This window comes from Nonomuraea sp. PA05, from assembly GCF_008086045.1.
GTDB classification, from domain to species: Bacteria; Actinomycetota; Actinomycetes; order Streptosporangiales; family Streptosporangiaceae; genus Nonomuraea; species Nonomuraea monospora.
Genome location: NZ_VSEY01000018.1, coordinates 1 through 24,478 on the forward strand (window position 1 = coordinate 1; position 24,478 = coordinate 24,478).

The window sequence follows — 24,478 nt, forward strand, 5'->3', positions numbered from 1 at the left end:
CCTGCCCCGGCGGGGCGGCCCCGGGGGCCCCCCCCCCCCCCCCCCCACCCACCCCCCCCCCCCCCCCCCCACCCCCCCCCCCCCCCCCCCCCCCGCTCCCCCCCCCCCCCCCCCCCCGCCGCTACGTCATCAACGTCTCCGCCGTCGAAGGCCAGTTCACCGTCGCGAACAAGACCGGCGGCCACCCCCACACCAACATGGCCAAGGCCGCACTCAACATGCTGAGCAGAACCAGCGCCGCCGAGCTGGCCGCACAGAACGTCCACATGTGCAGCGTGGACACGGGATGGATCACCGACGAGCACCCGCTGCCGCACCGCGACCGCCGCGCGGCCACGGGCTGGCGCGCGCCGCTCGACGTGGTGGACGGCGCCGCCCGCGTGTACGACCCGATCATCCGGGGCGAGGCGGGCGACCCCGTGCACGGCGTGCTGCTCAAGGACTACCGGCAGGTGCCGTGGTGACCGGATGGGCGGGCGTCGGCCCCGTGGCCCCACGCCCCCTCGACGACCTGGCACCCCTCCTGGACTGGCTCCGCACCGGCCGCCAGGTCGCCGGGCGCACCGACTTCCCCGCCGGAACGGCCATGCCCGACGGCCGCCTCGACCTGTGCAAGCAGGCGCTGGGCCCGGACGGCGTGCGGGCGATCGTGTCCGCCCTCCCGCCACGTGGCCCCGTCAGGCACCTGCTGCTCGGCACGGACGGCCTGGGCGACGCGGGCGCGGCCGACGCCACGCGGGGCGCGATCGGCGCCGGGGTGGAGACGGTGTATCTCGGCTGCAACGGCATCGGCGCGGCGGGCGTCCGCGATCTCGCCGACCGGCTCATCGCCTCGCCGGGAGTCGTACGGGGCCTGTGGCTCAAGCGCAACCCGCTCGGCGGGGACGGCGGCCGGGCAGCGGGACGGCTGCTGGCGCGGGGCAGCGGCCTGGCCACGCTCGACCTGGTGCAGACCGGCCTGGACGCGGCGGCGTCGGCGGCCCTGGCGGAGGGCGTCGAGGCGGTGGCGGCGCGCGGCGACCGCGTCGGCCGGCTGTACCTGGGCGGGAACGTCCTGGACGCGGCCCAGGTGGCGCGCGTCGTGCGTACCGGAGCAGTGGACGAGCTGTACGTGTCGGCGGCCGGGTTGGGCGACGCCGGCGCCCGCGTCCTCGCGCGGGCGCTGCGCGCGGCGCCGCCAGGCCTCACCCACCTGTCCGTGGCGAGCAACGGCATCGGCCCCGAACCTCTGATGGAGCTGGTCGCCGCCGCCGCGGCAGCGGGCGTCACGCTGCTCGACCTGAGCCGGGTACGCGCGGCGGGAGCACTCGGCGCGCCTGACAACCGGCTCGACGAACCCGCCACGGCGGCCATAGCCGCCGTCCTCTCCGGCACCCGCCATCGCCTCGCCCACCTGATCCTGCGCGACACAGGCATCACCGGCCGGGGCGCGCTCGCCCTGGTCGCGGGCGCCCGCCGGGCGATCTCACCCACCAGGTACGCGCTCGGCCCCGGCGTCGCCTCCCGTGCCAAGCGCGAGCTGGCCGAGCTGTCCGAGTCGGTGCCGCCCCTGTCTCCGCACCCGGACGTGGCGGCCATCGCCAGCGTCCACCGCACGCGCAAGCCCGCCTGAGCCGGGGCCCCGACATGAAAGTTTCACAACCGTAAAATCGCGTTGTTATGCCCTGACCGGCCACGACGCCGATCCGGCGGAAGGCCGTCCAAGGCGCTTCATTGACGACCGGAAAGCGCTTTCCTAGATTCGCATGCGTTCACTCCCATGCCTGCCATTCACATACGTGAACGCCAGGCACAGACAGCACCTACAGACAACCCGCAGTAGGTAGGAGCACACATGCGCACAACACGACGTGTCCTCACCCTCGTCACCAGCCTGGCCGCCGCGGCGGCTGGGCTCACGGCGGCGACCGCGGCACCGGCGGCAGCCGACACCCCGCTGGTCGGCTGGGCCACGCAGGGCGGCGGGACCACCGGCGGCGGCAGCGCCGCCACCACCACCGTCTCCTCCGCCTCAGCGCTGACCAGCGCCCTGTCTTCCGGCTCCGCCGCCGTGATCAGGGTCTCCGGCACGATCTCCTGCTCCGGCATGCTCCGCGTCGCCTCGAACAAGACCGTCATCGGCAACTCGGGCGCGACCATCTCCGGGTGCGGCTTCAACGTGTCGCAGGCGTCGAACGTCATCATCCGCAACCTCACGTTCAGGAACTGGGGTGACGACGGGATCAACGTCCAGTACTCGACCCGGGTCTACATCGACCACAACACCTTCAGCAACGGCGGCGACGGAGCCCTGGACATCAAGCGGTCCAGCGACTACATCACCGTGTCCTGGAACAGGTTCTTCGACCACGACAAGACCATGCTCCTGGGCCACAGCGACAGCAACGCCTCCGAGGACCGCGGTCGCCTGCGGGTGACCTACCACCACAACTGGTTCGACGGCACGAACCAGCGCCACCCGCGCGTCCGCTTCGGCAACCCGGTGCACGTCTTCAACAACTTCTACGGCAGCGTCGGCAGCTACGGCGTCGCCTCCACCATGGAGGGCGGCGTGCTCGTCGAAGGCAACTACTTCGAGAACACCGACGACCCGTTCCACCTGGGCGAGGGCAGCTCGCCGGCCGGAACCCTGGTGGCCCGCAACAACCACTTCGTCAACTCGGGCAGTGGGCAGAGTGGTGGCAGCGTGCGGTCGATCCCGTACGCGTACTCGCTCGACTCCGCCTCCAGCGTCAAGTCCATCGTGACGGCGGGGGCGGGCGCGGGCCGCATCTCCATCTGACGGCGGCGGCCGGGCAGCCGTGAGCGCGGCCTGATCTCCCCGCGCTCACGGCCTCGACGGCCGCGCCGGCACGCACATGGGCTCGGCGCCACACACGCGGGGCTGAGGCCGCGCGTGGGCTCTGCGCCACGCACAGGAGGTCGAGGCCGCGCATGGGTCGGCGCCACGCGCGGGCCTGCGCGTACTGGACGGGGCCGCCGATCAGGGCGCAGCCGAGCCATGCGGCCACCGGGACGGCCCAGGACCTGCCGCGTTCCCCGGACATCTGGGTCGTGGTCAGCGTCGCCACGACCACGGCCGCGGCGGGGTACCAGGTGGCTCTGGTGAGGTCCCGGTACAGGCCGGGGCCGTCCCACTCGTGGTAGGTCTCCCACAGCGTCATCCCGGCCGCCTGCGCGAGGACGAGTTGCCCGCAGCACAGGACGGCGGCGAGCACGGCCGCGGCCACCAGGGCGCGGGCAGCGGGCCCACGCCGGCGCGGCTCGACCGCGGTCGCGGTCGCGATTGCGGCCTCGGTTGCGGCCTCGATTGCGGTCGCGGTTGCGGTCGCGGTCGCGGTCGCGGTCGCGGTCGCGGTCGCGGTCGCGCCGGTCCAAGCGGCGAGCCGACGGGGCAACCCGCGAGGCGTGATCACGCGGGCCGGGGTGGCGGAGCCGCGCGCCGTAGTCGCGCCAAGCCGGGTGGCGGGCCGGCGAGCTGCGACCGCGTAGGCGAGGACGGCGCCCACCGCCCATCCAGGCCACCCCGCCATCGCATCGGGAAAGTCCGGCCCGTCGGCGCGGAGCCCTTGCACCACCAGCCACCCGGCCACGACCGCCACCACACTCCCGCACAACGTCGCCATGGCGGCCCGCGCGGGCCGGTCGCGCAGCAGGAGGCCGGCCGCGAGACCGGCCAGAAGCCCGGCGGGTTCTGGCCGGCCGGCGAGGTAGAGGAGCGCGGCCAGGCCCGGTGCGACGAGCAGGGTCACGGCCGCCGTGAGGAGGACCCGGGGGAGATTGGGCATGGGCCCAGAACACCACAATGGATCACCCAGGTGGAAGGGCGGCGGGCGGCGGGTGCCCGTACGGTGGTGGGCATGTCCTCCAGCAGAACCGCGCAGGCGGCATCCGGCAGGGCCGAGCGGGCCCACGACACCCGTGAGGCGATTCTCGACGCCGCCGAGCGGCTCTTCGCCGAGCGCGGGGTGGGCGAGGTCTCGAACCGGCAGATCGGCCAGGCGGCCGGGCAGGCGAACAACTTCGCCGTCGGCTACCACTTCGGCACCAAGGCGGACCTGGTGCGGGCGATCGTGCGCCGCCACACCGCCGTGACGGAGGAGCGGCGGCTGCGCATGCTGGCGGAGATCGCCGAGCCCGGCGACCCGCGCGGCTGGATCGCCTGCCTGGTGCGTCCGGCGACCGGCCAGCTCGAAGCGCTGGGTGTGCCGAGCTGGCGGGCCCGTTGCCTGGCGCAGTTCGACACGGTGCCGGCTCTGCGGCAGATCGTGGTGGACGAGTCGGTGGCGGCGCCGTCGATGGGGCGGGCGCTGGAGGGGATGTTCCGGCTGCTGCCGGACCTGCCGGAGGAGGTGCACAGGGAGCGGGGGGACATGAGCCGCCTGCTGGTGGTGCACACGCTGGCCGAGCGGGAGCGGGCGCTGCACGAAGGTGAGGGGGCGCTGCACGAAGGTGAGGGGGCGGCGCGGGCGGGATGGGAGGCCACCGCGATCGGCCTCATCGACGCGCTGGCCGGACTCTGGCTGGCCCCTGTCAGCGCCAGGACCTTTCCTGGGTGAACGCTGTCAAGAGTGAGCTGCGGAAATGTCGATTTCCTAGTGAGGACACAGCTTTCTCCCAGGTAGAGCACCTAAAGTGAGCCCCTCGTCGATCTCAGAGGGGGCGCCGGCATGTCCGTCGAGGGTGGCATGCGGCGGGTGCGCGGCAACGACTACCGCGTGCTGCGGCCGCCGGAGCGCTACACGCCGGAGCTGCGGGTCAGCGTGATCATCCCGGCCTACGGCGCGCAGGACAAGCTGGATCTGGTGCTGCAGGGGCTGGCGCGGCAGACGTACCCGGCGGAGCTGACCGAGATCATCGTGGTGGACAACGGCAGCTCGCCGCCGCTGCGGCTGCCTGCGGGCACGTCCGCCAGGATGAAGGTGTGTGAACGTCCTGGACGGGCCGCCGCCCGCAACGCCGGGCTGGCCGAGGCGACCGGCGACGTCATCCACTGGCTGGACTCGGACGTGGTGCTCACGCCCGGCGCGATCGAGGCGCACATGCGCTGGCACCACACCGCGCCCTACCTGTCCGTCACCGGCTACCTCCGCTTCACGAGCGCTCCGCTGCCCGGCGTCCTGCCTGAGGACCTGGAGGCGGCGTTCGAGCCGGCCGACCCGCACGCGTGGCTGGTCGGCCTGGTGGAGCGGACGGACGGGCTGACGAACAACCCGGTGCGGCCGTTCAGCCTGCACGTCGGCGGCGCCACCTCCGTCAGCGCCCGCCTGGTGGAGGCCGCCGGGCCCATGGACGACGATCTGATACTCGGCCAGGACACCGAGATGGGCTACCGGCTCCACCAGGCGGGGGCGGTGTTCGTGCCCGAGCCGCGGGCGCGCGCCTACCATCTCGGCCCGACCATGCGGATGCGCCACCAGGAGCGCATCGACCGGGTCAGCCACGCCTTCGTCGCCGACCGCATCCCCGCCTACCAGTGGCTGCGCACGCATCCGGCCCGCCGCTGGAAGGTGCCGAACGTGACCGCCGTCGTGGACGGCGCCGCCGGGTACGAGGCCGTCCGCGCCACCGTGGACGCGCTGCTCGCCTCGACCGTGGCGGACCTGTCGGTGGTGCTCCTCGGCCCCTGGGACACGCTCGGACGTGACCGCCGCGCCCCGCTCAAGGACCCGAACCTCGACCTGGTGCTGGTGCACGGCCACTACGAGCACGAGAGCCGGGTGCTGCTGGCGGCCGAGGAGCGGGTGGACCCGTCCGTGCCGTTCGTGCTGCGTCTGCCCGCGGGGTGGGTGCCCGGCGAGGACAGCCTGGCCAGGCTGCTGGCGCTGGCCCGCGGCGAGGGGCTCGGCCTGATCCAGGTGCTGCTGGCGGAGACGTCCGTGGAGGTGGTCTCGGCGCGGCTCGAACGGGTGTCGGCGCTGGCCCGTGCCCGGATCGTGGCCCGTCATGGCGAGGCGCTCGACGACGTCGTGGAGGACGTGTCGGGGGTGCGGTGGGTCGTCGGTGAGGAGTACGGGTTCGGCGGCGAGCCGGGTGAGATCGTCGGGCGGCGGGCCGCGTACAAGGCCAGGACGCAGGCCGAGGCGGAGGCGGCCCGGCTGGCGAAGGAGGCCGAGCGGCTGCGGGCGCAGGTCGCCAAGTGGCGGGACGAGGCGGCCCGCTGGCGCAGGAGCACCGTGGAGCTGCGGCGCGAGGTCGGCACGCTGCGCCGCGAGCTGCACGTGGCCAGGCGCGGGCAGGACGGCGTGCGCGCCGTCCTGGCGCGCCGGATGAAGCGGGTCTTGGCCAAGCGGACGCGCGACTGACACCCCGGAGGTGCGGCAGGGCGCGTGGCTGGGAAACCTCACTTCCCGGGAAGGAGGCAGCGGGCGGGCATCGGAGGATGCTGCGCCCATGGATGCCGAACGAGAACGACTGGCGCAGTCGGCCGCCCCGGACGCCCCCTGGCGCCGGTGGGGACCGTACCTGAGCGAGCGGCAGTGGGGCACCGTCCGCGAGGACTACAGCGTGAACGGCGACGCGTGGAACCACTTCCCGCACGACCACGCCCGTTCCCGCGCCTATCGATGGGGTGAGGACGGGCTCGGCGGCGTCAGCGACGACAAGCAGCGGCTGTGCCTGTCGATGGCGCTGTGGAACGGCAAGGACCCGATCCTGAAGGAGCGGCCGTTCGGGCTGACGAACGGCGAGGGCAACCACGGCGAGGACGTCAAGGAGCACTACTTCTTCCTCGACAGCACGCCCACCCACTCCTACATGCGCTACCTCTACAAGTACCCGCAGGCCGAGTTCCCCTACAACGACCTGGTCACCACGAACGCGGCCAGGGACGCGCACGGCTTCGAGTACGAGCTGCTCGACACGGGCGTCTTCGACGGCGGCCGGTACTTCGACGTGTTCGCCGAGTATGCCAAGGCCGCCCCCGACGACCTGCTGATGCTCGTCACGGTCGCGAACCGGGGCCCGGAGGCGGCGACGGTCCACGTGCTGCCGACGCTGTGGTTCCGCAACACGTGGTCGTGGGGCGCGGGGGCCGCCAAGCCGGAGATGCGGGCCGAGGGGCCGGGGGTGGTGCGGGCGGACCATTCGGAGCTGGGGACGTACCGGCTGCACTGCGCGGCGGACGCGCCGCTGCTGTTCACCGAGAACGAGACGAACCACGAGCGGCTGTACGGCGGCAGGAACGCCTCCCCGTACGTGAAGGACGCGATCGACCGTCACGTGGTGCGCGGCGACAGCGGCGCGGTGAACCCGCAGCGTACGGGCACCAAGGCGGCCGTGCACCACACGCTGACGGTGCCAGCGGGCGGCGAGGTGACGGTGCGCCTGCGGCTGGCCGCGGGCGACGCGGGCCCCGACCCGCTGGGTGCGGGCTTCGACGAGGTGCTGCGGCAGCGGCGGGCGGAGGCGGACGCGTTCTACGCGGCGCTCACCCCGCCGGAGGCGGGCCAGGACGAGGCGATGGTGCTCAGGCAGGCGCTGTCGGGCCTGCTGTGGAGCAAGCAGTACTACTACTTCGACGTCGAGACGTGGCTGGCGGAGCACGGCGCCGACCCGTGGACGCGCACGGGGCAGCGCAACCACGCCTGGTTCGACATGACGGCCGACGACGTGCTCGTCATGCCGGACACGTGGGAGTATCCCTGGTTCGCCGCCTGGGACCTGGCGTTCCACGCGGTCGCGCTGTCGGTGGTGGACCTCGACCTGGCCAAGCACCAGATCGAGGTGCTGCTGGGCGAGCGGTACCTGCACGCCAACGGGCAGGTGCCCGCGTACGAGTGGAACTTCGCCGACGTCAACCCGCCCGTGCAGGCGTGGGCGGCGCGCTTCGTCAACAGCCTGGACAGGAGGCTCGACGGCCACAGCGACCTGGACTTCCTGGAGCGGGTCTTCCAGAAGCTGCTGGTGAACTTCACCTGGTGGGTCAACCGCAAGGACCCCGACGGGCGCAACGTCTTCCAGGGCGGCTTCCTCGGCCTGGACAACATCGGCGTGTTCGACCGCAGCGCCACGCTGCCGACCGGTGGTTCGCTGGACCAGGCCGACGGCACGGCGTGGATGGCGTTCTACACGCAGACGATGTTGCAGATGGCCGCCGAGCTGTCGGACCGGGCGCCCGCGTACGAGGATCTCGCGGTGCGCTTCGCGCAGGCCTTCCTGCGCATCTCCGCCTCGACCGACCGGGTCGGCGATCTGAAGGAGGAGATGTGGGACGAGGCGGACGGCTTCTTCTACGACGTGCTGCGGCTGCCTGACGGCGAGGCCGTCCGGCTCAAGGTGCGTTCCCTGGTGGGGCTGCTGCCGATGTGCGCCACGACCGTCTTCACGCCGCGCGCGGAGGAGTCGGAGGCCCGGCTGTTCAACCGGGTCAGGGCGTTCGCGAGCCGCCACCCCGACCTGGCCGAGGGCATGTCGGCGGCGGAGCGGCCCGGCGTGGCGGGGCGGCGCATGTTGTCGCTGCTGGACGAGCGGAAGCTGCGCCGGGTGCTGGCGCGGATGCTCGACGAGGAGGAGTTCCTCGGCCCGTACGGGATCAGGTCGCTGTCGCGGCACCACGCGGATCACCCGTACTCGTTCACGGTTCAGGGCCGCGAGTACAAGGTGGCGTACCTGCCGGCCGAGTCCGACAGCCGGATGTTCGGCGGGAACTCCAACTGGCGCGGGCCGGTGTGGTTCCCGATCAACGTGCTGCTGATCAGGGCGCTGCTACACCTGTACGCCTTCTACGGCGACGAGTTCACCGTGGAGTGCCCGACGGGCTCGGGCAACCGGATGACGCTGTTCGAGGTGAGCAAGGAGATCTCGGACCGGCTCGTGCGCACGTTCCTGCGGGGTCAGGACGGGCGGCGGCCGGTGTACGGCGGGCAGCGGATCTTCCAGGAGGACCCGCACTGGCGGGACCTGATCCAGTTCCACGAGTACTTCCACGGTGACGACGGGGCCGGTCTGGGTGCGGCGCACCAGACGGGGTGGACATCGCTGGTGGCGGTGCTCATGATCGTCTACGGCCGCCTGTCGGCGACCGACTTCTAGCAGGCCCCCGGTTTGGCGGAGCTGCCATGCGGCTCCGCCGAACCTTGTCGTCAGGCCGGCTTTTTCGAATGTCGTCGTAGCCCAGAACCAGCCGCACAAAAAAGTCGTACCCATGCGCACGGCGGGCTTCCGCGAAATATCCTGTTTGCCAAGCGGAGATGGGCTCTCGGGGGGTGAAGGGGGCGTGCGCGCGTGGATCTCAAACACCCTGGACAGAAATGGTGAGATGTCCAATCTGTCGGTCTCGGTGCGCAAGTGACGAATGCGAACAGTGCGCATGGCAGGTGCGCACGCCACTGATTCTTGGGCCGCTGGATACTGCCACTCTAGGGACATTCCACGCCAAAGTGGAACGCTCCCAAAGAGATTATGACATTTGTGCCGCGCTCCTGGCCTCGCGGGCTCACGAGGAAGAGGATCCACGCATTCTCCGGCACCTGCTGGAGCGCGCGGTCAGGGGGTCACCGCCGACGGAAGAGCAGGTGGCGGGCTGCCGTATGCTGCGGCGGACCGCGCGAACGTCCTCCTGGTCCGTGGACAGCCGGCTGAGCGAGACGCTGGGCCACGTCATCGCCCGCAGGATCCCGAAACTGGTGGTCGTCGGCCTCGGCCCCGACCACGCCGAAGCACGCCTGATCACGGCCGGTCGGCACGGAGCGCACCTGGAGGTGAGCGGCTCCGCCTGGAGCTCGACCTGGTCGGAACTGGGCACCGGGCTGCCCAAGAACCCCGCGATCTGCCGGTTCGTGCTCGCCGGCGGCGTGGGCGACGTGCCCGACGGCGTCCTGAACGCCGCTGCCCACGCGAACGCCCTGTTCGACCGGCTCGACGAGACGTACGGGCTGACCGAAGGCAGTGGCGCGTCCGTAGTCCTGGTGCTGGAGCTTACGCACTGGCCGTTGCTCGACCGGGTGGCCGAGGAACTGCGCAAGCGCCGCACGCCCGTCGCCGTGCGGCGCGGGCAGCGCCTCGGCGAGGTCGTCGGGGAGGTGACCGGCCGATCACCGTCTCCTGAGCGGTACTCGCTGGTGCTGGTGCGCTTCGAGGGCGACCGCGTGTCACTGGTCACGCGGACGCTGTTCGAGGCAGGCAGGATCCCCGGTGAGGACGCCCTGGCCCGGCTGACCGTCCGGGCGCCGCTGGTGACCGACGGCGAGGTGAGCCTGCCGGTCGTCCAGGGCACCGCTGGGCCGCCGGAGAGCTGGAAACTGGTCGGCGGTGGCCTCCTGCCGCTGGCCAAGGGCGGGCACGCCGACCTGCGAGCGGTGCTCGACGACGTCAGCCAGGTACGCCTGCGCTGCCGCGACGAGGACGTGCCGCCCGATTTCCGGTCCTGGAGCGAGCTGTACGAGACCTACCTCGCCTGGAAACATCGGCCACCGGCCGCCGACCTGCTCTTCCTGGTGGAGCTGAACACCGAGCTGGACGAGACGTGGCACGACAGGCGCAAGCTGATCCACGGGGTGATCGCGCAGGCCGGACGGGCACTGACCGCCCCCGGGCTGCTGCGGATCGGCCTGATCGGCTATCGCGACCACGGCAGGGACACCCTGTACGACTCCAGAAACCTGCTCAGCACCGTGCCGTTCGGCGATCCCGGCGACGCCGTGGCCCGGCTCGACTCCTGGCAGCGGGGCCGCCGTCCGCACCCGACCACGGCGGCGATGTCGGACGCTCTGTACGAGGCCTCGCGCCTGACCTGGCGCACCGAGAGCGTCCGCTTCATGGTCACCCTGGGAGACCGCATGCCCTGCGCGATCGACCAGTTCAGCAAGTCCCCGCCGGAGGGCTGCCCGAAGCGGCGCTCCTGGCGGGACGAGCTCTCCCGGATCAAGCAGCGCGGCGTGACCTGCCTGGCAGTGGTCGGCAAGGGCGAGAAGAAGGACAAGGGCCGATCGTGGCAGGCACTGGGGGAGCACGGCCGCTTCGAGGCCGGCGAGGTGACCGTCGACCAGCTCGTACGGAACATGGGCCTGGGCGGCGACTTCCCGTTCGCCCAGGAAGGAGCCGGACGATGACCGACATCCCGCCATCCCCCCTGCCCGGCGCGCCGAGGTCCGAGCCGGGGTTCGAGGACGTGACGCGGCACGAGCAGCACGACCACGGCCCGCTCCCACCGTCTGGTTCGCTCTCCGACGACCTGCACATCGGTCTCTGGGGCGCCGCCTCCAGCGGCAAGACGACCTTCGTCAACGCGCTGGCCCACACCGACGGCACGCTCGGCTACGGCGACTGGCGCGTCAGCGGGCTGGACGACGCCGCCAAGAACTTCCTCATCGAGGGCAAGCGACGCCTGATCAACGAGGGCAGGTTCCCGGAGGCCACGCAGGCGGAGAACGAGCTGCGGTTCAGCTTCGACGGGCAGCGCCCGGAAGGCGGGAGGACCGGGTTCGTGCTGCGCGTCCAGGACCGGCCCGGCGGCGTCTTCAAGGACGGCAACGTGTACCTGGAGAAGGTGGCGCGCCAGCTCACCATGTGTGACGGCTTGGTGCTGCTGTTCGACCCGATCAGGGAGGAGCGCGACTGCGACAGCGCCGACCACCTGTTCGACCTGCTGCACCACATCGCGACCCTCCTGGCGGAGGAGGGCAGGAGCAGCGCCTTCCTGCCGTTCGAGGTCGCCGTCTGCGTGACCAAATGGGATCACCCCGAGGTGTTCCTGCCGGCTCGCGCGGCCGGCTGGGGCACCCAGGACGATCCGGACAGCGTCCCGCGGGTCAAGGAACGCGATGCGAAGGACTACTTCACCTGGGCCTGCCACCATTTCGGCCGCCATGCGGGCCAGCACGTGGACCAGCTCCTCGGCAAGCACTTCGACCCGGACCGCACCTGCTACTTCGTCTCCTCCTCCATCGGTTTCAAGCGCTTCGACGGCAGGCGGTTCGACGCCCGGCAGTACGCGAACCTCCAGGACAACCGGGTCGAGCAGATGCACCCGATCAACGTGATCGAGCCCTTCCTCGAGCTGGAACGGAGGCTCAGGAAGCCACCATGAGCAGGCGGACAATCATGGCCGACTGGGCGGTGTGGTCCAAACCGCCGCGGTCCTCCGACGACTACGGCATCGTCGGCTCTAGCCGGAGCCCGGGCGAGCACGTACGGTTCGAGCAGCTCATCAGGCTCGCCGACCCCGGCACGCCGCACGGCCGCCGGGAAGGCGCCGTGGACGCGCTGCCCTGGGTGACCTTCAGCGCGCCCGAGGAGGGCGGCGACGGGCGGCGCTGGTCGGCCATCGCCGTGCGGGAGTGGTCGCAGGAGGTGGACGTCAGCGGCCGGGCGATCCTGCCGACCCGGTACTACACCTTTCCCTACGACGACGGTGCCGCTACCGGCGCCGGCTACCGCGACCTCTACGAGGCCGTCCTGCGCGCCCCGTCCCCCGCCCTGAACGGTCGGCGGCTCAGCCTCGAGCTCCCCCACCGCGACGACCCAGGTGGGCCCGGCAGTACCCAGGGCGAACCACGGTGGTGCGCCGGAGTGGCGGCGCTGCTGCTCGGCGGCCCCGTCGTGGTCACCGGCGCGCCGCCGCTGAGCCCGCTCGAACGGCTCGACTGCATGGACGCGGTCACCATGTTCCTGCCGTATGGCGTCAGGGCTACCCTGACGGCGAGCACGTGGACCGACAACGCCACCGACCACCCAATCCGGCTGATGTTCGGCCGATGGGCCGGGCCGCGGCAGCAGGAGGTGCGCTGGGCGCAACCGCCGCCGCGGCCCTGCGACGAGTACGCGCTGTCGTACTTGCGATGGCTTCTCACGATGCTGGACCAGGCGCCCGACGTGCTGCGGCGCCGGCTGGGCGGGCTGCGCGAGCCGCTGGAGTTCGGCAGCCCGGGGTTGCGTGCGGTGCTGGAGGAGCAGCACCGCACGGCCATGGCGGTGCTGCACCGGCTGCGCGAGGGTGCCACGGCCGGGGAGCAGCGGGCCGCGGCACTCGATCCCTCCTTCGACAAGCTCACCGGCGCGCAGCGCGATGAGCTGCTGTGCCGTCTGGCCGAGCGGGCCCAGCCCGAGGATCTCACGGTCCTGGCCGCTCACTGGCCGGCCGTAGCGCCGATCACGCTGGCGGTGGCCGGCCGGCGGCTGGCCGGACACGATCAGCGGCCGGCACGCGCGTTCCTGAGCCTGGCCGACCGGCACGGCGGGCGCGACGACTGGCTGGCGGGCCTGCTCGGCCAGCCGGGGGTGCCGCAGGACGCCACGATCGCCTTGCTCGCCGACGAAGACCCACCCGGGCGCCGCACCTGCGCAGCCCTGCTGGCTCGTCCCCACGTCCTCTACCTGCTGATCGCCCGGCTCGCGACGGAGGGCTCCGCCGAGCGCCTGCGCGCCTGGGTGCTCCGCTGCGCCGGGGACGGCTCCGACACCACGCTCGCCTGGCTGACGGCCTTCGCCGCGGTGCTGCTCAGCCCGCCCGAACCACCGCCGGAGCCGGCGCTGACCCACCTGCACGGCCTCGGCGGGGACGTGGCGTTCGTCGTCCTGCTGCGGGCCGCCGCAGGCGCGTCCCACGCGCAGGAGGTGCTGCTCCATCCCTCCCTGTACGGACGGCTGCTCGCCCTGGCCCGCGGGCCTGCCTGCGAGGCTCGGGAGGAGCTGGCCAAGGTCCTCTCCGGCATCGGGCCTGTCCCGGCGGAGGCGGGCGCCCGCCTCGACGTGCTCGCGGTCCTGCTCGGCGGCGCTCCCCGCTTCGCCACCGAGGTGGACCACCACGCCGCCGAACGGTACGCGGCGAGCTTCGAGCAGGTCTGGGATGATCTGCCCGACCGGCGGCTCAGCCAGGAGGTGACCCGTCTGATCGTCGCCCCGCTGGACCATCGCCATCCTCTCCTGAACGAGCTGGAGCGCCGCGAGAAGGCGACGGAGATCGTCGTCCGGCAGCGGTTCGACGCGAACCCGGCCGTGCGGTCCCTGATGGGCGCGGCCGAGGACGACGCGCCTCCCGCGACGCTGGCCGCGTTGTGGGCGCGGGCGCTGGCGTCGGTGGGCCCGGGCTTCGACCCTGGGCCATTGCTGGCGCGCTGGTCGCGCTCCCATGATTCGCGTGCCCTGCACGAGCTGCTGCGCCACCTGTGGCAGGAGGCAGTCAGGCACGGCGAGCCGTCCACGACCGGCTACCGGCGGCTAATGGAGATCCTCGTGCACCATCCTGGCGCGCCGCACTACGCCGCATGGATCCGCGAGCAGATCCCCGGCGACGTCATGCGGCTGCGGGCCGAGCTCGACCGGCTGCGGTGGCTGCTGGAGATCGCGCGGGCCGGCCCCGGCGCCGGGCCGTCGCCGCCGGTGCGGTCACGACTGCTGTGGCGGCTGCACGGCTCGTCCCCTGGCCGGTGGACGGAAGCGAAGGGGGAGGACGCGTGAAGCTGGGAGTCGACGCCGGCCGAGCGTACGTCAAGGTCGCCGAGGTGACCGCCGACGGTCCTGCCCTGATCACCCGGCTGGCCACGGGCGAGCGCTACATGGGTGCCTGCTCGCACGTGGTCCTGGCCGCGGCGAAGGGCTTGGACGTGGTCGAGAGGGCCAGGCGGGCCGGGTTCCGCGACGTTATTACCATCAGCCCGCCCCGGGCGGTCCTTCTGCACCTGGCCGCGGAACGGCAGATCCGTCCCGGCCGCCGCGTCCTGTTGTGCGATGCCGGCGCCGCCTCCATCGACCTCTACCTCTGCCAGCTCGGCGCCTCCGTCATCTACGTCCTAGACAGCGAGCACGGCGCCTGTCTCGACCTCGCGGCGGAGATGGACGGGCTGCGCGGCGCCGGAGTGTTCGACAGGAGGCTCGACCACCGCGACGACGACGCGGAGGAGCGGTTGCGTAGCCTGCTGGCCTGGGTCGTCCGCGATTCGCAGTGGGGGGACACGCCGGCGTTCCGGGATCTGTGCGTGACGACCGCGCAGGTCCACGAGCTGGTCCAGCGGGTCGCCGAACTCGCCGCCCGGTCGGCCGCGCGAATGCGTGACCGCCGGCCCGACTTCGGCAGCCGATCCGGTGACCTGCTGGTGCCGCTGGGCGGCGCGAACGTCTTCGCCCTCGTCCGCGACGCGGTCCGCGACGCCCTCGGCCTGAGCGAGGGCGCTGTGCTGCCGCTGGCTCATGACGAGTCGCTCAACGCCGCCGCGTACGGCGCCGCCAGGGTCGCGGCGGGCCAGCCTGCCTACGACCACTACCCGTTCCTGCTGTCCGTCGCCGCCCACCGGCACGAAGGGATCGGCTCCCACGGCGAATGGCTGGAACTGGCCGCCCCTGACCAGGTACGCCTGGGCGGCGGCACGTACTACGCCCAGGACAGGATGGAGTCGGTTCTCGTCGAGGCCGGCCACCGCCTCCTGGTGGCCGTGGGCGACCCGGCCACCGGCCGCCATCTGGAATGCGCCCTCGACGTGCCCCCGGGCCGGTACCACCTCGGCGTGCGCGTCGGCCAGAGCGGGCACGGCGACCTCGTCCTTACTCCCGCCGGCGGCGGAGCCGTCGAGTCCTCCGTGCCCCTGGGCACTCTCCCGATCTGAGCAGTGAAGAGAGCGAGATGATCCCCGAAATCGCCTTGCAGAAGCTCAAGAGCCTCGTCGAGGCCCTCGATTCCGGCAGGGCCGAGCCGCTGGACGAGCTCAGGCTCCTGGAGCATGCCTTCACGCTGGCCGACGAGGCGCTCAAGAGATGCGACGGAGCCCGGGCGCTGACCGCCGTGTTCATTCTGAACGAGGCCATGTCGAGGAGCTCAACGTTCAAGAAGCACGCGCGGGCCCTGTTCGACATGGCCGTGATCGGGGACACCAAGCGCCACGAGCTCGAGCGGGACATCGACGGGCTGAAGGCCGTGGGCGAGGAGGGGGTCCTCCTGCACAACGCGGTGAGACTGGATGAGGAGGAGAGAGCCAGAGCGCGCGATAAGGGGCATGACGCGTGAGGGCGCGAGCGGCCCTGACCGCTCTGCTGGCAGCGCTGCTGCCCGCGTCCGTGCAGCCGTGGTCGCCACCACCGGCGTCCGCGGAACCGGCCCCCACGGCGATCTACGAGGCGCTTGGTCTGCGGGGGCGTCCCGCCGACCTCGTCGTCCTGCTGGACACGTCGGGCAGCATGCGCTCTCAGCAGAAGACCGTCGAGCGGCAGCTCAAGGGCCTGCTGCTGGCCAAGGGAGAGCACGATGCGGTCACGCTGGTCCGCTTCGACAGGAGGCCGCACCGCACCGGCGTGCTGGAGGGCGACGAGGACGTGGACGCCTTGCCCGCGCCGACGGGAGAGTTCAGCGACCTCGGGCGGGCCCTGGCCTGGGTCGTGCACCGCGTGGCCGAGCAGCCGACCCGGCTGACGGCCGTCATGCTCATCAGCGACGGCATCCAGGATCCGGCGCCCGGCAGTCCCTACGGCAGGGGCGACGGGCCCGCCTGGAAGGAACTGCGCGGCCAGGCAGCCAAGCTGAAGCCGCAACCGCTGGTCTTCTCGTTCCCGATCGGCGACGCGGAGATCCGCCGCCACCAGGACGAGATCATCGAGCGGGTCTTCCCGCAGAACGCCCAGATCCTGGACCCGCGAGAGGCCCAGGCGCGCAAGGACCTGTCCCGGCTCAGGGAGGAGGCGTTGCGCGCGGAGGCCAGGCGGCTCGTGGCTCCGGACCTCACCCGGGGCGTCGACCTGCGGTGGCAGCAGTCGGACGTCCGGCTGGACCCGGCCGAGGGCACCGCCACGCTGACTCTCGACGTCCGTTCCGAGACCGAGGTGCTGCCGCTGGAACTGCGCTCGGTCGAGGTCACCGTCTCGGCCGGAGACAGGCGGATGACTGGTCGCTCCACCGCGCCGGCGCCGATTCCGTTACGGCCGGACGGCACGGTGTCGGTGCCGATCCAGGTGTCCTGGGACAAGCCGCCCCTGATCCCCATGCGCCCGTTCGTCATCGAACTCGACCGAACGGTCCAGGCCGCCGTGCGGCTCGCCACGCCGTGGGAGAGCGACCTGCGCCTGCTGGGCCTGAGCTTCGGCGAGCGGGAGGCCAGGACGGAGACGGCCAGGGGGAGCGGCGCCATGCGCGGCGAACCCGCCTATTGGGTGTTCGCGCTCGCGGCCGTGCTGCTCGTGGCCCTGCTCATGTCGCGGTTCATGTACGTGCGGGCCGAGAGAAAGCTGCCGCCGAAGATGCGCGGGCTGTTGTGGTCGGCCTATCTCCATGCCGCGGGCGAGGAGTGGAAGGAGCACAAGCTGGGTCCCGTCCGCCTCGGCGGACACCGCCGGGTACGGACGGGCGACCTGGCGCCCGCTCTGGAGCTGCCCGGCGGGACGGCCCAGGGCAGCGTCGAGGTGCGCGCGGCCCCTGATGACGGCGTCACGATCACCTACTACCCGGACGCGACAGCCGGCAGGAACGACACCGCGGACTGTCCTCCAGGACAGAAAGTAATGATCAACGGCGTGGAGTTCATCCACAAGGCGATGAGCGAGGACGGATGAAGAGGTTCGAGCGGGTCATGCTGGACACGAACGAGACGATCTGGGTCGCGGTCACCGTAGATCCCGCCGACGCCGGCCGATCAGGTGGGCCGCGGGACGTGGCGATCGGCACCAAGCGGCTCAAGGGCTTCGGCGAAACCCTCAGGGGCATCGTCAGCAGCGTGCAGAAGTCCATCGCCGAGGCCAGGCCGGACGAGGTGAGCGTGGAGTTCGGCCTGGAGGTCGGCTGTCAGTCCGGGGAGATACTGGCCGCGCTCGCCGACGTCAGCACCAACGCCACCGTCACCGTGACCATGACCTGGAACGGCCGTCCGGTAGGGGGCGAGATCGTCCAGTGACCCTGAGAGGCTTGCTCGACCCGTGCGTCGTCGCCATCGGCGCGCACGACGGCGGCGCACTGTGCGGAAGCGGCTTCCTGCTCTCGCCGGAGCACGTGGTGACGTGCGCGCACGTGCTGGCCGCGGCCGGCGCCGCCGCCAAAGGAGAGCTGGTCGACGTGGTGTGGCCGGACGAGTCGATCACCGGCGAGGTGCTCGAGGTGCTTCCGCCCGAGTGGGGCGACGACGCCGTGTACGACATGCCCGACCTGGCGGTGGTGAAGATTTCCGGAGGCGCACGCGCGTGCGTCTGGATGGGCTTCGGCGGGCTGTCAAGCGGCGACGAGCCCGAGATCGCCACCTATTCCCACGGCTACCTGCTGAACAGGTTCGCCCGCGGTCGGCTCGGAAGCCTGTACTTCACGAAGGTCAGCCTGGTGAGCGGCACCGAGGACGAGGATCTGCGGCTGGCGACGATGGAGATCGCCGAGGGCTGTTCCGGCTCTCCGATGGACGCGCCCGGCGCTCACGCGGTGATCGGCGTCGTGAAGGCCGCAAAGGACGGCGGCTCCATGGCCGTGCGCCTCAGCGACCTGATGGGGCTGCGGCCCGAGCTCTACCGGGACATCTGGCGGAAGAACATCCGCTACCACGTCACGCACCGGCACTGGATCACGCACCGGGTGAAGCAGCTGGGGGAGCGGATCGAGTACGAAGCCCGGCTGCTGGAACTACTGGCGGAGCTGCCCCGGCCTGAGAACCCGGAAAAGCTGCTCGGAAGCACCAGGCCGGAGCTGGCCGCGCCGGAACGGCGGATGCCGCCGCGCGTGCGTGACTACTGGGACATCGCTCACCACGTGTTCGCGGAGACGGGCGACCTGGACCGGCTCCATCCCGTCCTGGGACTGATCGTGCGGGTGCTTCCGCCGGCCGCCCGGGATGTCAGAAGCAGGCTCATGGCGTGCGGCGAGCAGTGGGCGAAGTTCCTCGGACAGGAGAGACTCTGGGCCGCGGCGCTCGAGGCCGCGGTATCCGAGGTGTCCGCCGTGGCCGTCAAGGTCGTGCACGGGCAGCAGAGCCGTCAGGCGGGGCCGCCGCTCTACCGGTACGTCGTCAGGGAATCCGAGCCGCATCAGCCGCCCTATTCCACCCCGCTCTCCCGGGACGAGCTGGAGGACGGGCTGAAGCGAGACTTGCGGGCCCCGCTGAGGAGGCTCGGCCGCAGCAGGCACGATCCCGCGATCTACCTGAACCTTCCCGGCGACCTGCTGAGCCTCGACGTGGAGGAGTGGGCGGGGCTGATGGAGCACGACCCGGGAATGACGCTGGGCAGCCGCTTCCCCATCATCGTCCGCGACCATTCCGCGGCGGAGAACCACGGCGACTCGCTCGACGCCCGGTGGAAGGTCCTGGAGAACGCGGCGCCGCCTCTCCCCCTGCTCCCGGTCGACTGCGGTCACGAGCTGGCCGGATACACCGACAGGCAGCGGAGGGGCTGGTTCCTGGGCAACGCCGGCGAGCGGGCGGGGCTCATGTTCTCCTGCGACCACGACTTGCTCCTCCTCGCGGCAAGGTACGGCGTGCCGGTCGTGTTGTGGTGGCGTGCGCCCTGCCCGGCTCCGGCGAACCGTTGCACCGGCTCGGACCGGATGACGGAGCTCGCCGGGGAGCTCGCCCGGACCCCGCTCATGGAGCTGCCGAAAAAGGTCAAGGAACTGCGCGACCAGGCTCTGATCTCGGGCGACGGCCATTGCGGCGCAGGTCTCGTCCTGCTTTTCGACGACCTTTCCGCCGCCGATCACTTGCGCTTCGACGACGAGCCCTACACAACGCTATGACCTGCCAAGACTCGAACCGAGGAGGCTGAGTTGCAGTCGCCCGCCGATGGGTTCACGTGGCCCGTTTACCACGGATACGGACCTCCGAGTGAAGATCGGTCCTTCGGTCCGGTCCCGCCTTGGCGTGCCTTCGCGCAGAAGGACCCGGCCGCCGGCCCGCTGGACGCCCCCGACCTGACCGGCATGGCCCGCCAGCGCGGCGAAAGATACCAGACGCCAGGTGACATCGACGGGCCCGACGGCCTGACGAGGGAGGCCAGGACGGTCAACGCCGCTCTGGTGCTGCGCAGGCCGCTGATGGTGACGGGCGCGCCCGGCAGCGGCAAGTCGAGCCTCGCATACCGCATCGCGTACGAGCTGGAGCTGGGAGCTGTCCTGCGCTGGCAGGTCACCAGCCGGACGAGGCTGGCCGACGGCCTCTACACCTATGACGCGGTGGCCCGGCTGCAGGACGCGCAGCTCGCCGGGAAGTCACCACCGGCCGGCGACTACATCAGGCTGGGTCCGCTCGGCACCGCGCTGTGCCCGCACCGGCGGCCCCGCGTGGTGCTCATCGACGAGATCGACAAGGGCGACTTCGACCTGCCCAACGATCTACTCAACGCCTTGGACGACGGCGAGTTCCTCATCCACCAACTCGCCCGCGTCAGGCCCGCCAGAGGCAAGGAGCGCAGCATGGAGGTGCTGACCTCCGAGGGGCAGCGGGTCCGTGTCCACGGTGGCATGGTCCGGTGCGGGCAGTTCCCGGTCATCATCATGACCAGCAACGGTGAGCGGGAGTTCCCGCCCGCCTTTCTGCGCAGGTGTGTCCAGCTACGGATCACGGGCCACACCGAGCCGAAGCATCTCGAACGAGTGCTGCGCGCACAACTGTCCGACGCCTCAGACGAGAAGGCGCAAGAGGGCATCGCCGAGTTCGCCAAGCTGTCGGAGACCGGGCAGCTTCCCCTGGACCAGTTGTTGTCGGCGGTCTTCCTGATCAAGGACATTCACGACTCGGACCTGCGGGAGAAACTGCTCGGCCTGGCGATGCACCCGATCGACCGGCCCCAGGAGCAGTGATGGGACCCGAACGGCTGCTGGAGCTGCTTCGCGGCGAGGGCGTCGAGCTCACCGCCAGAGAACTGCTCGACGCGGTATGGCTCGCCGCCCGCATGAACCCCGGTTCACGGGCACGGCCCGCGACCGAGCCGGACCGGCAGGAGCCCGTCCCGGAACCCGGGCCGCCACAGGAGCCGGCTCCGGCTCAGGTGCCGGCGCATGAGCCCGCCAAGGTGCCGATCGCCGCCCCGCCGCCGCCCGCGCGGCCACCTGAGCACCTGGATCAGCGGACCGAGCGTGAGCACCCGCAGCCGCGGGGAACGACCGGCCAAGAGGCGATGCCCGTCGAACTGGCCTATCCACGCGCCATCGAGTATCCGCGCGAGTTCGTCCGTGCCCTGCGCCCGTTCCTGCGCTACGCCGACGCCGCCGAGGAAGCCGTCCTGGACGAGGAGCGGACGGTCGACCGGTTCGCGCACGAGGGCATCTGGTGGCCGGAGTTCCAGGCCGCCTCGGGCCGCTGGCTGGACCTGGCCTTCGTCGTGGACGCAAGCCTCTCGATGCGGGTCTGGCGCCCGCTGGCAGAAGAGCTGCACAAGCTGCTGTGCCAGGTTCCCTTCCGCGACGTACGGCGGTGGTACCTGCACGATGACGGCCGCCGTGCCCGCGTGAGCGCCTCGGCCGAGCCGAGTGCGGAGTCCTACGATCCCGGCGTCCTGATCGACGCGACCGGGCAGCGGCTGACACGCGTGCTCACCGATGGGTGCGGCCCGATGTGGTGGCGCGGCACGGCCGGCGCGGCACTGCGGAAGTGGGCGAACACCGGGCCGGCCGCGATCCTGCACGTCTTGCCTGACGAGCTGTGGCACCGTACGGCGCTCGCGCCGGTCCTCGGCCTGCTGTGCTCCGCGGTGCCCGCGCAGGCGAACCGTTCGCTGCAGTTCACCCCCCTGTCCCGCAAGCCGCTGCAGGGCACGCCCGTGCCCGTCATCCGCCCGGACGGCCGCTGGCTGGCGCCCTGGGCCAGGCTGGTGACCGGGTCACTGGACCATGGGCTGATCTGCGCGGTGACCGGGGCGAGCCGGGCACGCCGGGAGCCGCCGCGAGTGGATCAGCGGAGGAAGGCCGCCGAGCGGGTGCTGGCCTTCCGCCGGCGAGCCTCCAGCGACGCCTACCGGCTGGCCGGATATCTGGCCTGCACCGAGCCGCTCGACCTGCGCCTGATGTGGCTCGTGCAGCGCGCGATGTTCCACGAGCCCGAGCCGCTGCCCATGGCCGAGGTCCTGCTGAGCGGGCTGCTGCGGCGGCGGGGAGACAGCGAGTCGCTCGCCTTCCTCCCGGGGGTGCGCGCCGTGCTGCAGCGCGCGCTCGTCCCGGCCGAGACCCGGCGGGTACGGGCGGCGGTCTCGGCGGAGATCGGCCGGCTCACCTCGCGGTTCGGCGCCGCGGAACGTTACTGGGCGATGGTGGCGCCCGGCTCAGGAGGCCGGCCATGGACGATGGGAGAGGCGTTCGCCGACCTCGAGGACGCCGGGCTGCTGCCACCGGGAGTCCGGCCGCGTGCGGCTGACGAGCCCGCTGACGACGTCCTGGCCCTGCGCCGATCCTGGGACGATGCGATGCGCGAGCTGCGCCCAGGGGACCCGCACCGGTACGCCACGGCCGTGACCCTCGCGCTCGCGCTGCTGAAGCGGGCTCGTGCGAACGGCAACCGCGACGCGCTGGACGACTGCACGGCCCTGCTGTCGCAGGCCAGGAGCGAGGCAGAGCTGGCCGGGGCACGACTCGACGCCGTGGACGGCCATTTCGGGCGGGCCATGCTCACGAAGTACCTGAGGGATCGGGACCCGCTGGCCCTGTTTGCGGCCGAGGCGGCCTTCCGCGGAGCCACCGCGCTCCCCCCGCCTCGTGTGGAGGACGTGTGCGGCCTCGTCATGGCCGCGGTCGAGGGGGACAGATGGCGCGGTTCTCCTCCCGATCGCGAGCTGCTACTGCGCTGTGCCGCCCTCTTGCGAGTCCCCCCGGTGAACCAGGCGGCTCACCCACTCATGGCGGGCGCGCTGGCTATGGCCCTGCTCGCGTTGGACGACGGCGACCACGACGCTGCCGAGCTGCTGCGGGAGGCGATCTCGGCTGCCGGGGACGACCCAGACGTGCTGACCTATCGCCTGCACCTGTCCGCGAGCCTGCTGGCCAGGTTCCGCCGCGACGGGCGCGGCGAGGCGCTGCCGGAGGCGATCGAGCAGCTGCGGCTGGCCGAGAGCGCCTGCCTGATCGGCGAGCCACTGCAGGCCTGGGTCTGGGCCGGGCTGGGCCGGGCGCATCTGGAGGAGTACCGGCTGAAACGCACCGCGTCCTCGCTGGAGCTGGGCGAGAAGGCGCTGCGCCGGGCGCTGGACCGGCTGAGCCGGCTGAAGCTGCCCAAGGACCATCCGCTGAACTGCGACGTCCTGCACGACCTGGCCGAGGCGCGGCGCGAGCGGTTCACGATCCAGCGCCGGCCGGAAGTGGCCGACGAGGCTCGCGTGCTGCTCATGCGTGCTCGCGACCGCGACCCGTCGCGCTTCGAGAGCATCGACGAGAGCCTGGCGCGGCTGCTCATCGTCCGGTACGAGAGCTTCGGCGACGTACACGACCTCTGGACGGCGGCAGGGCACCTGCAGAGGCTGGCACGCGACGGCGCCGAGCCGGGGGCGCGGCTGCGGGCTGCCGGGATGTGGGCCGAGTGCGAGGTGGCGGCGGGGCGCTGGTCCCGGGCCGCGACCGCCTATGACGAGGCGATCGCCGCGTGCACGCGGACGGAGGGAGCGGAGCGGACGCTGTCCGCGCTGTGCGGTGAGGCCGCGGCCGTGGAGCTCGAACGGGGCGACGCCGAGCGCGCGTTGCGGCTGGCGCGGGCGGGCCTGCGCCGGTCGCCTGGCGCGCGCATGTCCGCTGGCGCCGGCCCCTCGGCTGCGCGCGGGCCGGTGGTACTGATCAACGTGTCCAAGCGGCGCACGGACGCGTTGGTGCTGAAGGCCGGCAGGATCGATGTCCTGCCGCTGCCAGGCCTCCCGCTGGAGAGTGTCAGCGCGTACGCGCGGGAGTTGCTCACGGCCACCCATCGGACGGACGAGGCCGACGACGAGGTGATCGTGGAGACGCTGTCCTGGCTGTGGCATCAGGTCGGCGCGCCGGTGCTGGGCCATCTCGGGTGGCTGGACAGAGGCCGGCCGCGCCCGCGAATGTGGTGGTCGGCGGCCGGCCCGCTGAGCTTCCTGCCCCTGCACGCGGCCGGTGACGGAGGGTGGGCGATGGTCGACCACGTGATCTCGTCGTACATCGCTGATCCGCGTGACGGGCCGCACCCGACGACGGCGGAGGTACGGACGGCGGAGGAGTCGAGCACCGACCCGTACGAGCCGGCCAGGAGCATGGTCAGGTTCGAGGGCACCTGGCACCGGGCCGAGAACCTGGCCATCCCCACGGGACGGCTCGCGGTGCTGCCCGACCACGAGGTGATCTCGGGCTTCGGCGAGCCGGCGGACGGCGCGGCACCGCTGCCCGCGCATTTACTGACGAGATTCAGTGAGGTGGTGGCAGTGATGTGGCCGGTTCCGGATCATGTACGGTTGGCGCTCCAGGACGTAGGTCGCCCGACCCGCCGGGGCTCGACTGCCTGGCGCGTGCATGACATCATTCTTGCACTTCGGCAGCGTTTCCCGGCCGAGCCACGCATCTGGGCGGCACTACGCCACTTCGGCGCCTGAGTGAGTATTTCCACTGCCGGAATCGCAATATGTCTTGCAGATAAATCAACTTTCGGACATG

17 protein-coding genes are annotated in these 24,478 nt (G+C 71.8%); 16 read left to right on the top strand and 1 reads right to left on the bottom strand.

Annotated elements, in window-relative coordinates:
• Positions 1–197 precede the first annotated feature (197 nt).
• From FXF51_RS27055 to FXF51_RS27065, 3 genes are all read left to right on the top strand, one after another.
• Entirely contained in the window at positions 198–464 is a 267-nt protein-coding gene (locus FXF51_RS27055) for a hypothetical protein (RefSeq protein ID WP_222871488.1), read from the top strand.
• Complete coding sequence (locus FXF51_RS27060; protein ID WP_262379865.1) at positions 461–1,612, top strand: ribonuclease inhibitor; 1,152 nt, start codon at positions 461–463, stop codon at positions 1,610–1,612. The genes FXF51_RS27055 and FXF51_RS27060 overlap by 4 nt, the downstream gene beginning before the upstream one ends.
• A gap of 222 nt (positions 1,613–1,834) precedes the next feature.
• Positions 1,835–2,782 carry a polysaccharide lyase family 1 protein gene (locus FXF51_RS27065; RefSeq protein ID WP_148437486.1) on the top strand — a complete coding sequence of 316 codons (948 nt, stop codon included), beginning with the start codon at positions 1,835–1,837 and terminating at the stop codon, positions 2,780–2,782.
• On the opposite strand, the gene FXF51_RS27070 is transcribed toward FXF51_RS27065, so the two are convergent.
• Entirely contained in the window at positions 2,733–3,788 is a 1,056-nt protein-coding gene (locus FXF51_RS27070) for a hypothetical protein (protein ID WP_148437487.1), read from the bottom strand. The genes FXF51_RS27065 and FXF51_RS27070 overlap by 50 nt on opposite strands.
• Before the next feature lie 72 nt (positions 3,789–3,860).
• On the opposite strand from FXF51_RS27070, the gene FXF51_RS27075 reads away from it, so the two are divergent.
• From FXF51_RS27075 to FXF51_RS27135, 13 genes are all read left to right on the top strand, one after another.
• The gene (locus FXF51_RS27075; protein WP_148437488.1) at positions 3,861–4,559 is read left to right on the top strand and encodes a TetR/AcrR family transcriptional regulator; all 699 of its coding nucleotides are present in this window, start codon (positions 3,861–3,863) and stop codon (positions 4,557–4,559) included.
• 111 nt (positions 4,560–4,670) lie between these two features.
• On the top strand, positions 4,671–6,305 hold the full coding sequence (locus tag FXF51_RS27080; RefSeq protein WP_187414590.1) for a glycosyltransferase family 2 protein: 1,635 nt from the start codon (positions 4,671–4,673) through the stop codon (positions 6,303–6,305).
• Positions 6,306–6,393: 88 nt separating this feature from the next.
• Positions 6,394–9,033, top strand: coding sequence for an MGH1-like glycoside hydrolase domain-containing protein (locus FXF51_RS27085; protein ID WP_148437489.1), 2,640 nt, complete (start codon positions 6,394–6,396; stop codon positions 9,031–9,033).
• Between the two features lie 497 nt (positions 9,034–9,530).
• Positions 9,531–11,051 (top strand): hypothetical protein, encoded by a 1,521-nt coding sequence (locus FXF51_RS61000; RefSeq protein WP_187414591.1) that lies wholly within the window; start codon positions 9,531–9,533, stop codon positions 11,049–11,051.
• Positions 11,048–12,028, top strand: a complete 981-nt coding sequence (locus tag FXF51_RS27095; RefSeq protein WP_148437490.1) for a hypothetical protein — start codon at positions 11,048–11,050, stop codon at positions 12,026–12,028. Before FXF51_RS61000 ends, FXF51_RS27095 begins: the two co-directional genes overlap by 4 nt.
• On the top strand, positions 12,025–14,397 hold the full coding sequence (locus FXF51_RS27100; RefSeq protein WP_148437491.1) for a hypothetical protein: 2,373 nt from the start codon (positions 12,025–12,027) through the stop codon (positions 14,395–14,397). The genes FXF51_RS27095 and FXF51_RS27100 overlap by 4 nt, the downstream gene beginning before the upstream one ends.
• A complete protein-coding gene (locus FXF51_RS61005; RefSeq protein WP_187414592.1) occupies positions 14,394–15,539 on the top strand; it encodes a hypothetical protein in 1,146 nt (381 codons plus the stop codon). Before FXF51_RS27100 ends, FXF51_RS61005 begins: the two co-directional genes overlap by 4 nt.
• Positions 15,540–15,556: 17 nt before the next feature.
• Positions 15,557–15,937, top strand: coding sequence for a hypothetical protein (locus tag FXF51_RS27110; RefSeq protein ID WP_148437492.1), 381 nt, complete (start codon positions 15,557–15,559; stop codon positions 15,935–15,937).
• Positions 15,934–17,472 (top strand): vWA domain-containing protein, encoded by a 1,539-nt coding sequence (locus FXF51_RS27115; RefSeq protein ID WP_148437493.1) that lies wholly within the window; start codon positions 15,934–15,936, stop codon positions 17,470–17,472. Before FXF51_RS27110 ends, FXF51_RS27115 begins: the two co-directional genes overlap by 4 nt.
• On the top strand, positions 17,469–17,810 hold the full coding sequence (locus FXF51_RS27120; protein WP_148437494.1) for a CU044_2847 family protein: 342 nt from the start codon (positions 17,469–17,471) through the stop codon (positions 17,808–17,810). Before FXF51_RS27115 ends, FXF51_RS27120 begins: the two co-directional genes overlap by 4 nt.
• Positions 17,811–17,821: 11 nt before the next feature.
• Positions 17,822–19,627, top strand: a complete 1,806-nt coding sequence (locus FXF51_RS27125; RefSeq protein ID WP_148437495.1) for a trypsin-like peptidase domain-containing protein — start codon at positions 17,822–17,824, stop codon at positions 19,625–19,627.
• Between the two features lie 183 nt (positions 19,628–19,810).
• Positions 19,811–20,689 carry an AAA family ATPase gene (locus FXF51_RS27130; protein WP_148437496.1) on the top strand — a complete coding sequence of 293 codons (879 nt, stop codon included), beginning with the start codon at positions 19,811–19,813 and terminating at the stop codon, positions 20,687–20,689.
• Complete coding sequence (locus tag FXF51_RS27135; RefSeq protein ID WP_148437497.1) at positions 20,689–24,417, top strand: SAV_2336 N-terminal domain-related protein; 3,729 nt, start codon at positions 20,689–20,691, stop codon at positions 24,415–24,417. Before FXF51_RS27130 ends, FXF51_RS27135 begins: the two co-directional genes overlap by 1 nt.
• Positions 24,418–24,478 lie beyond the last annotated feature (61 nt).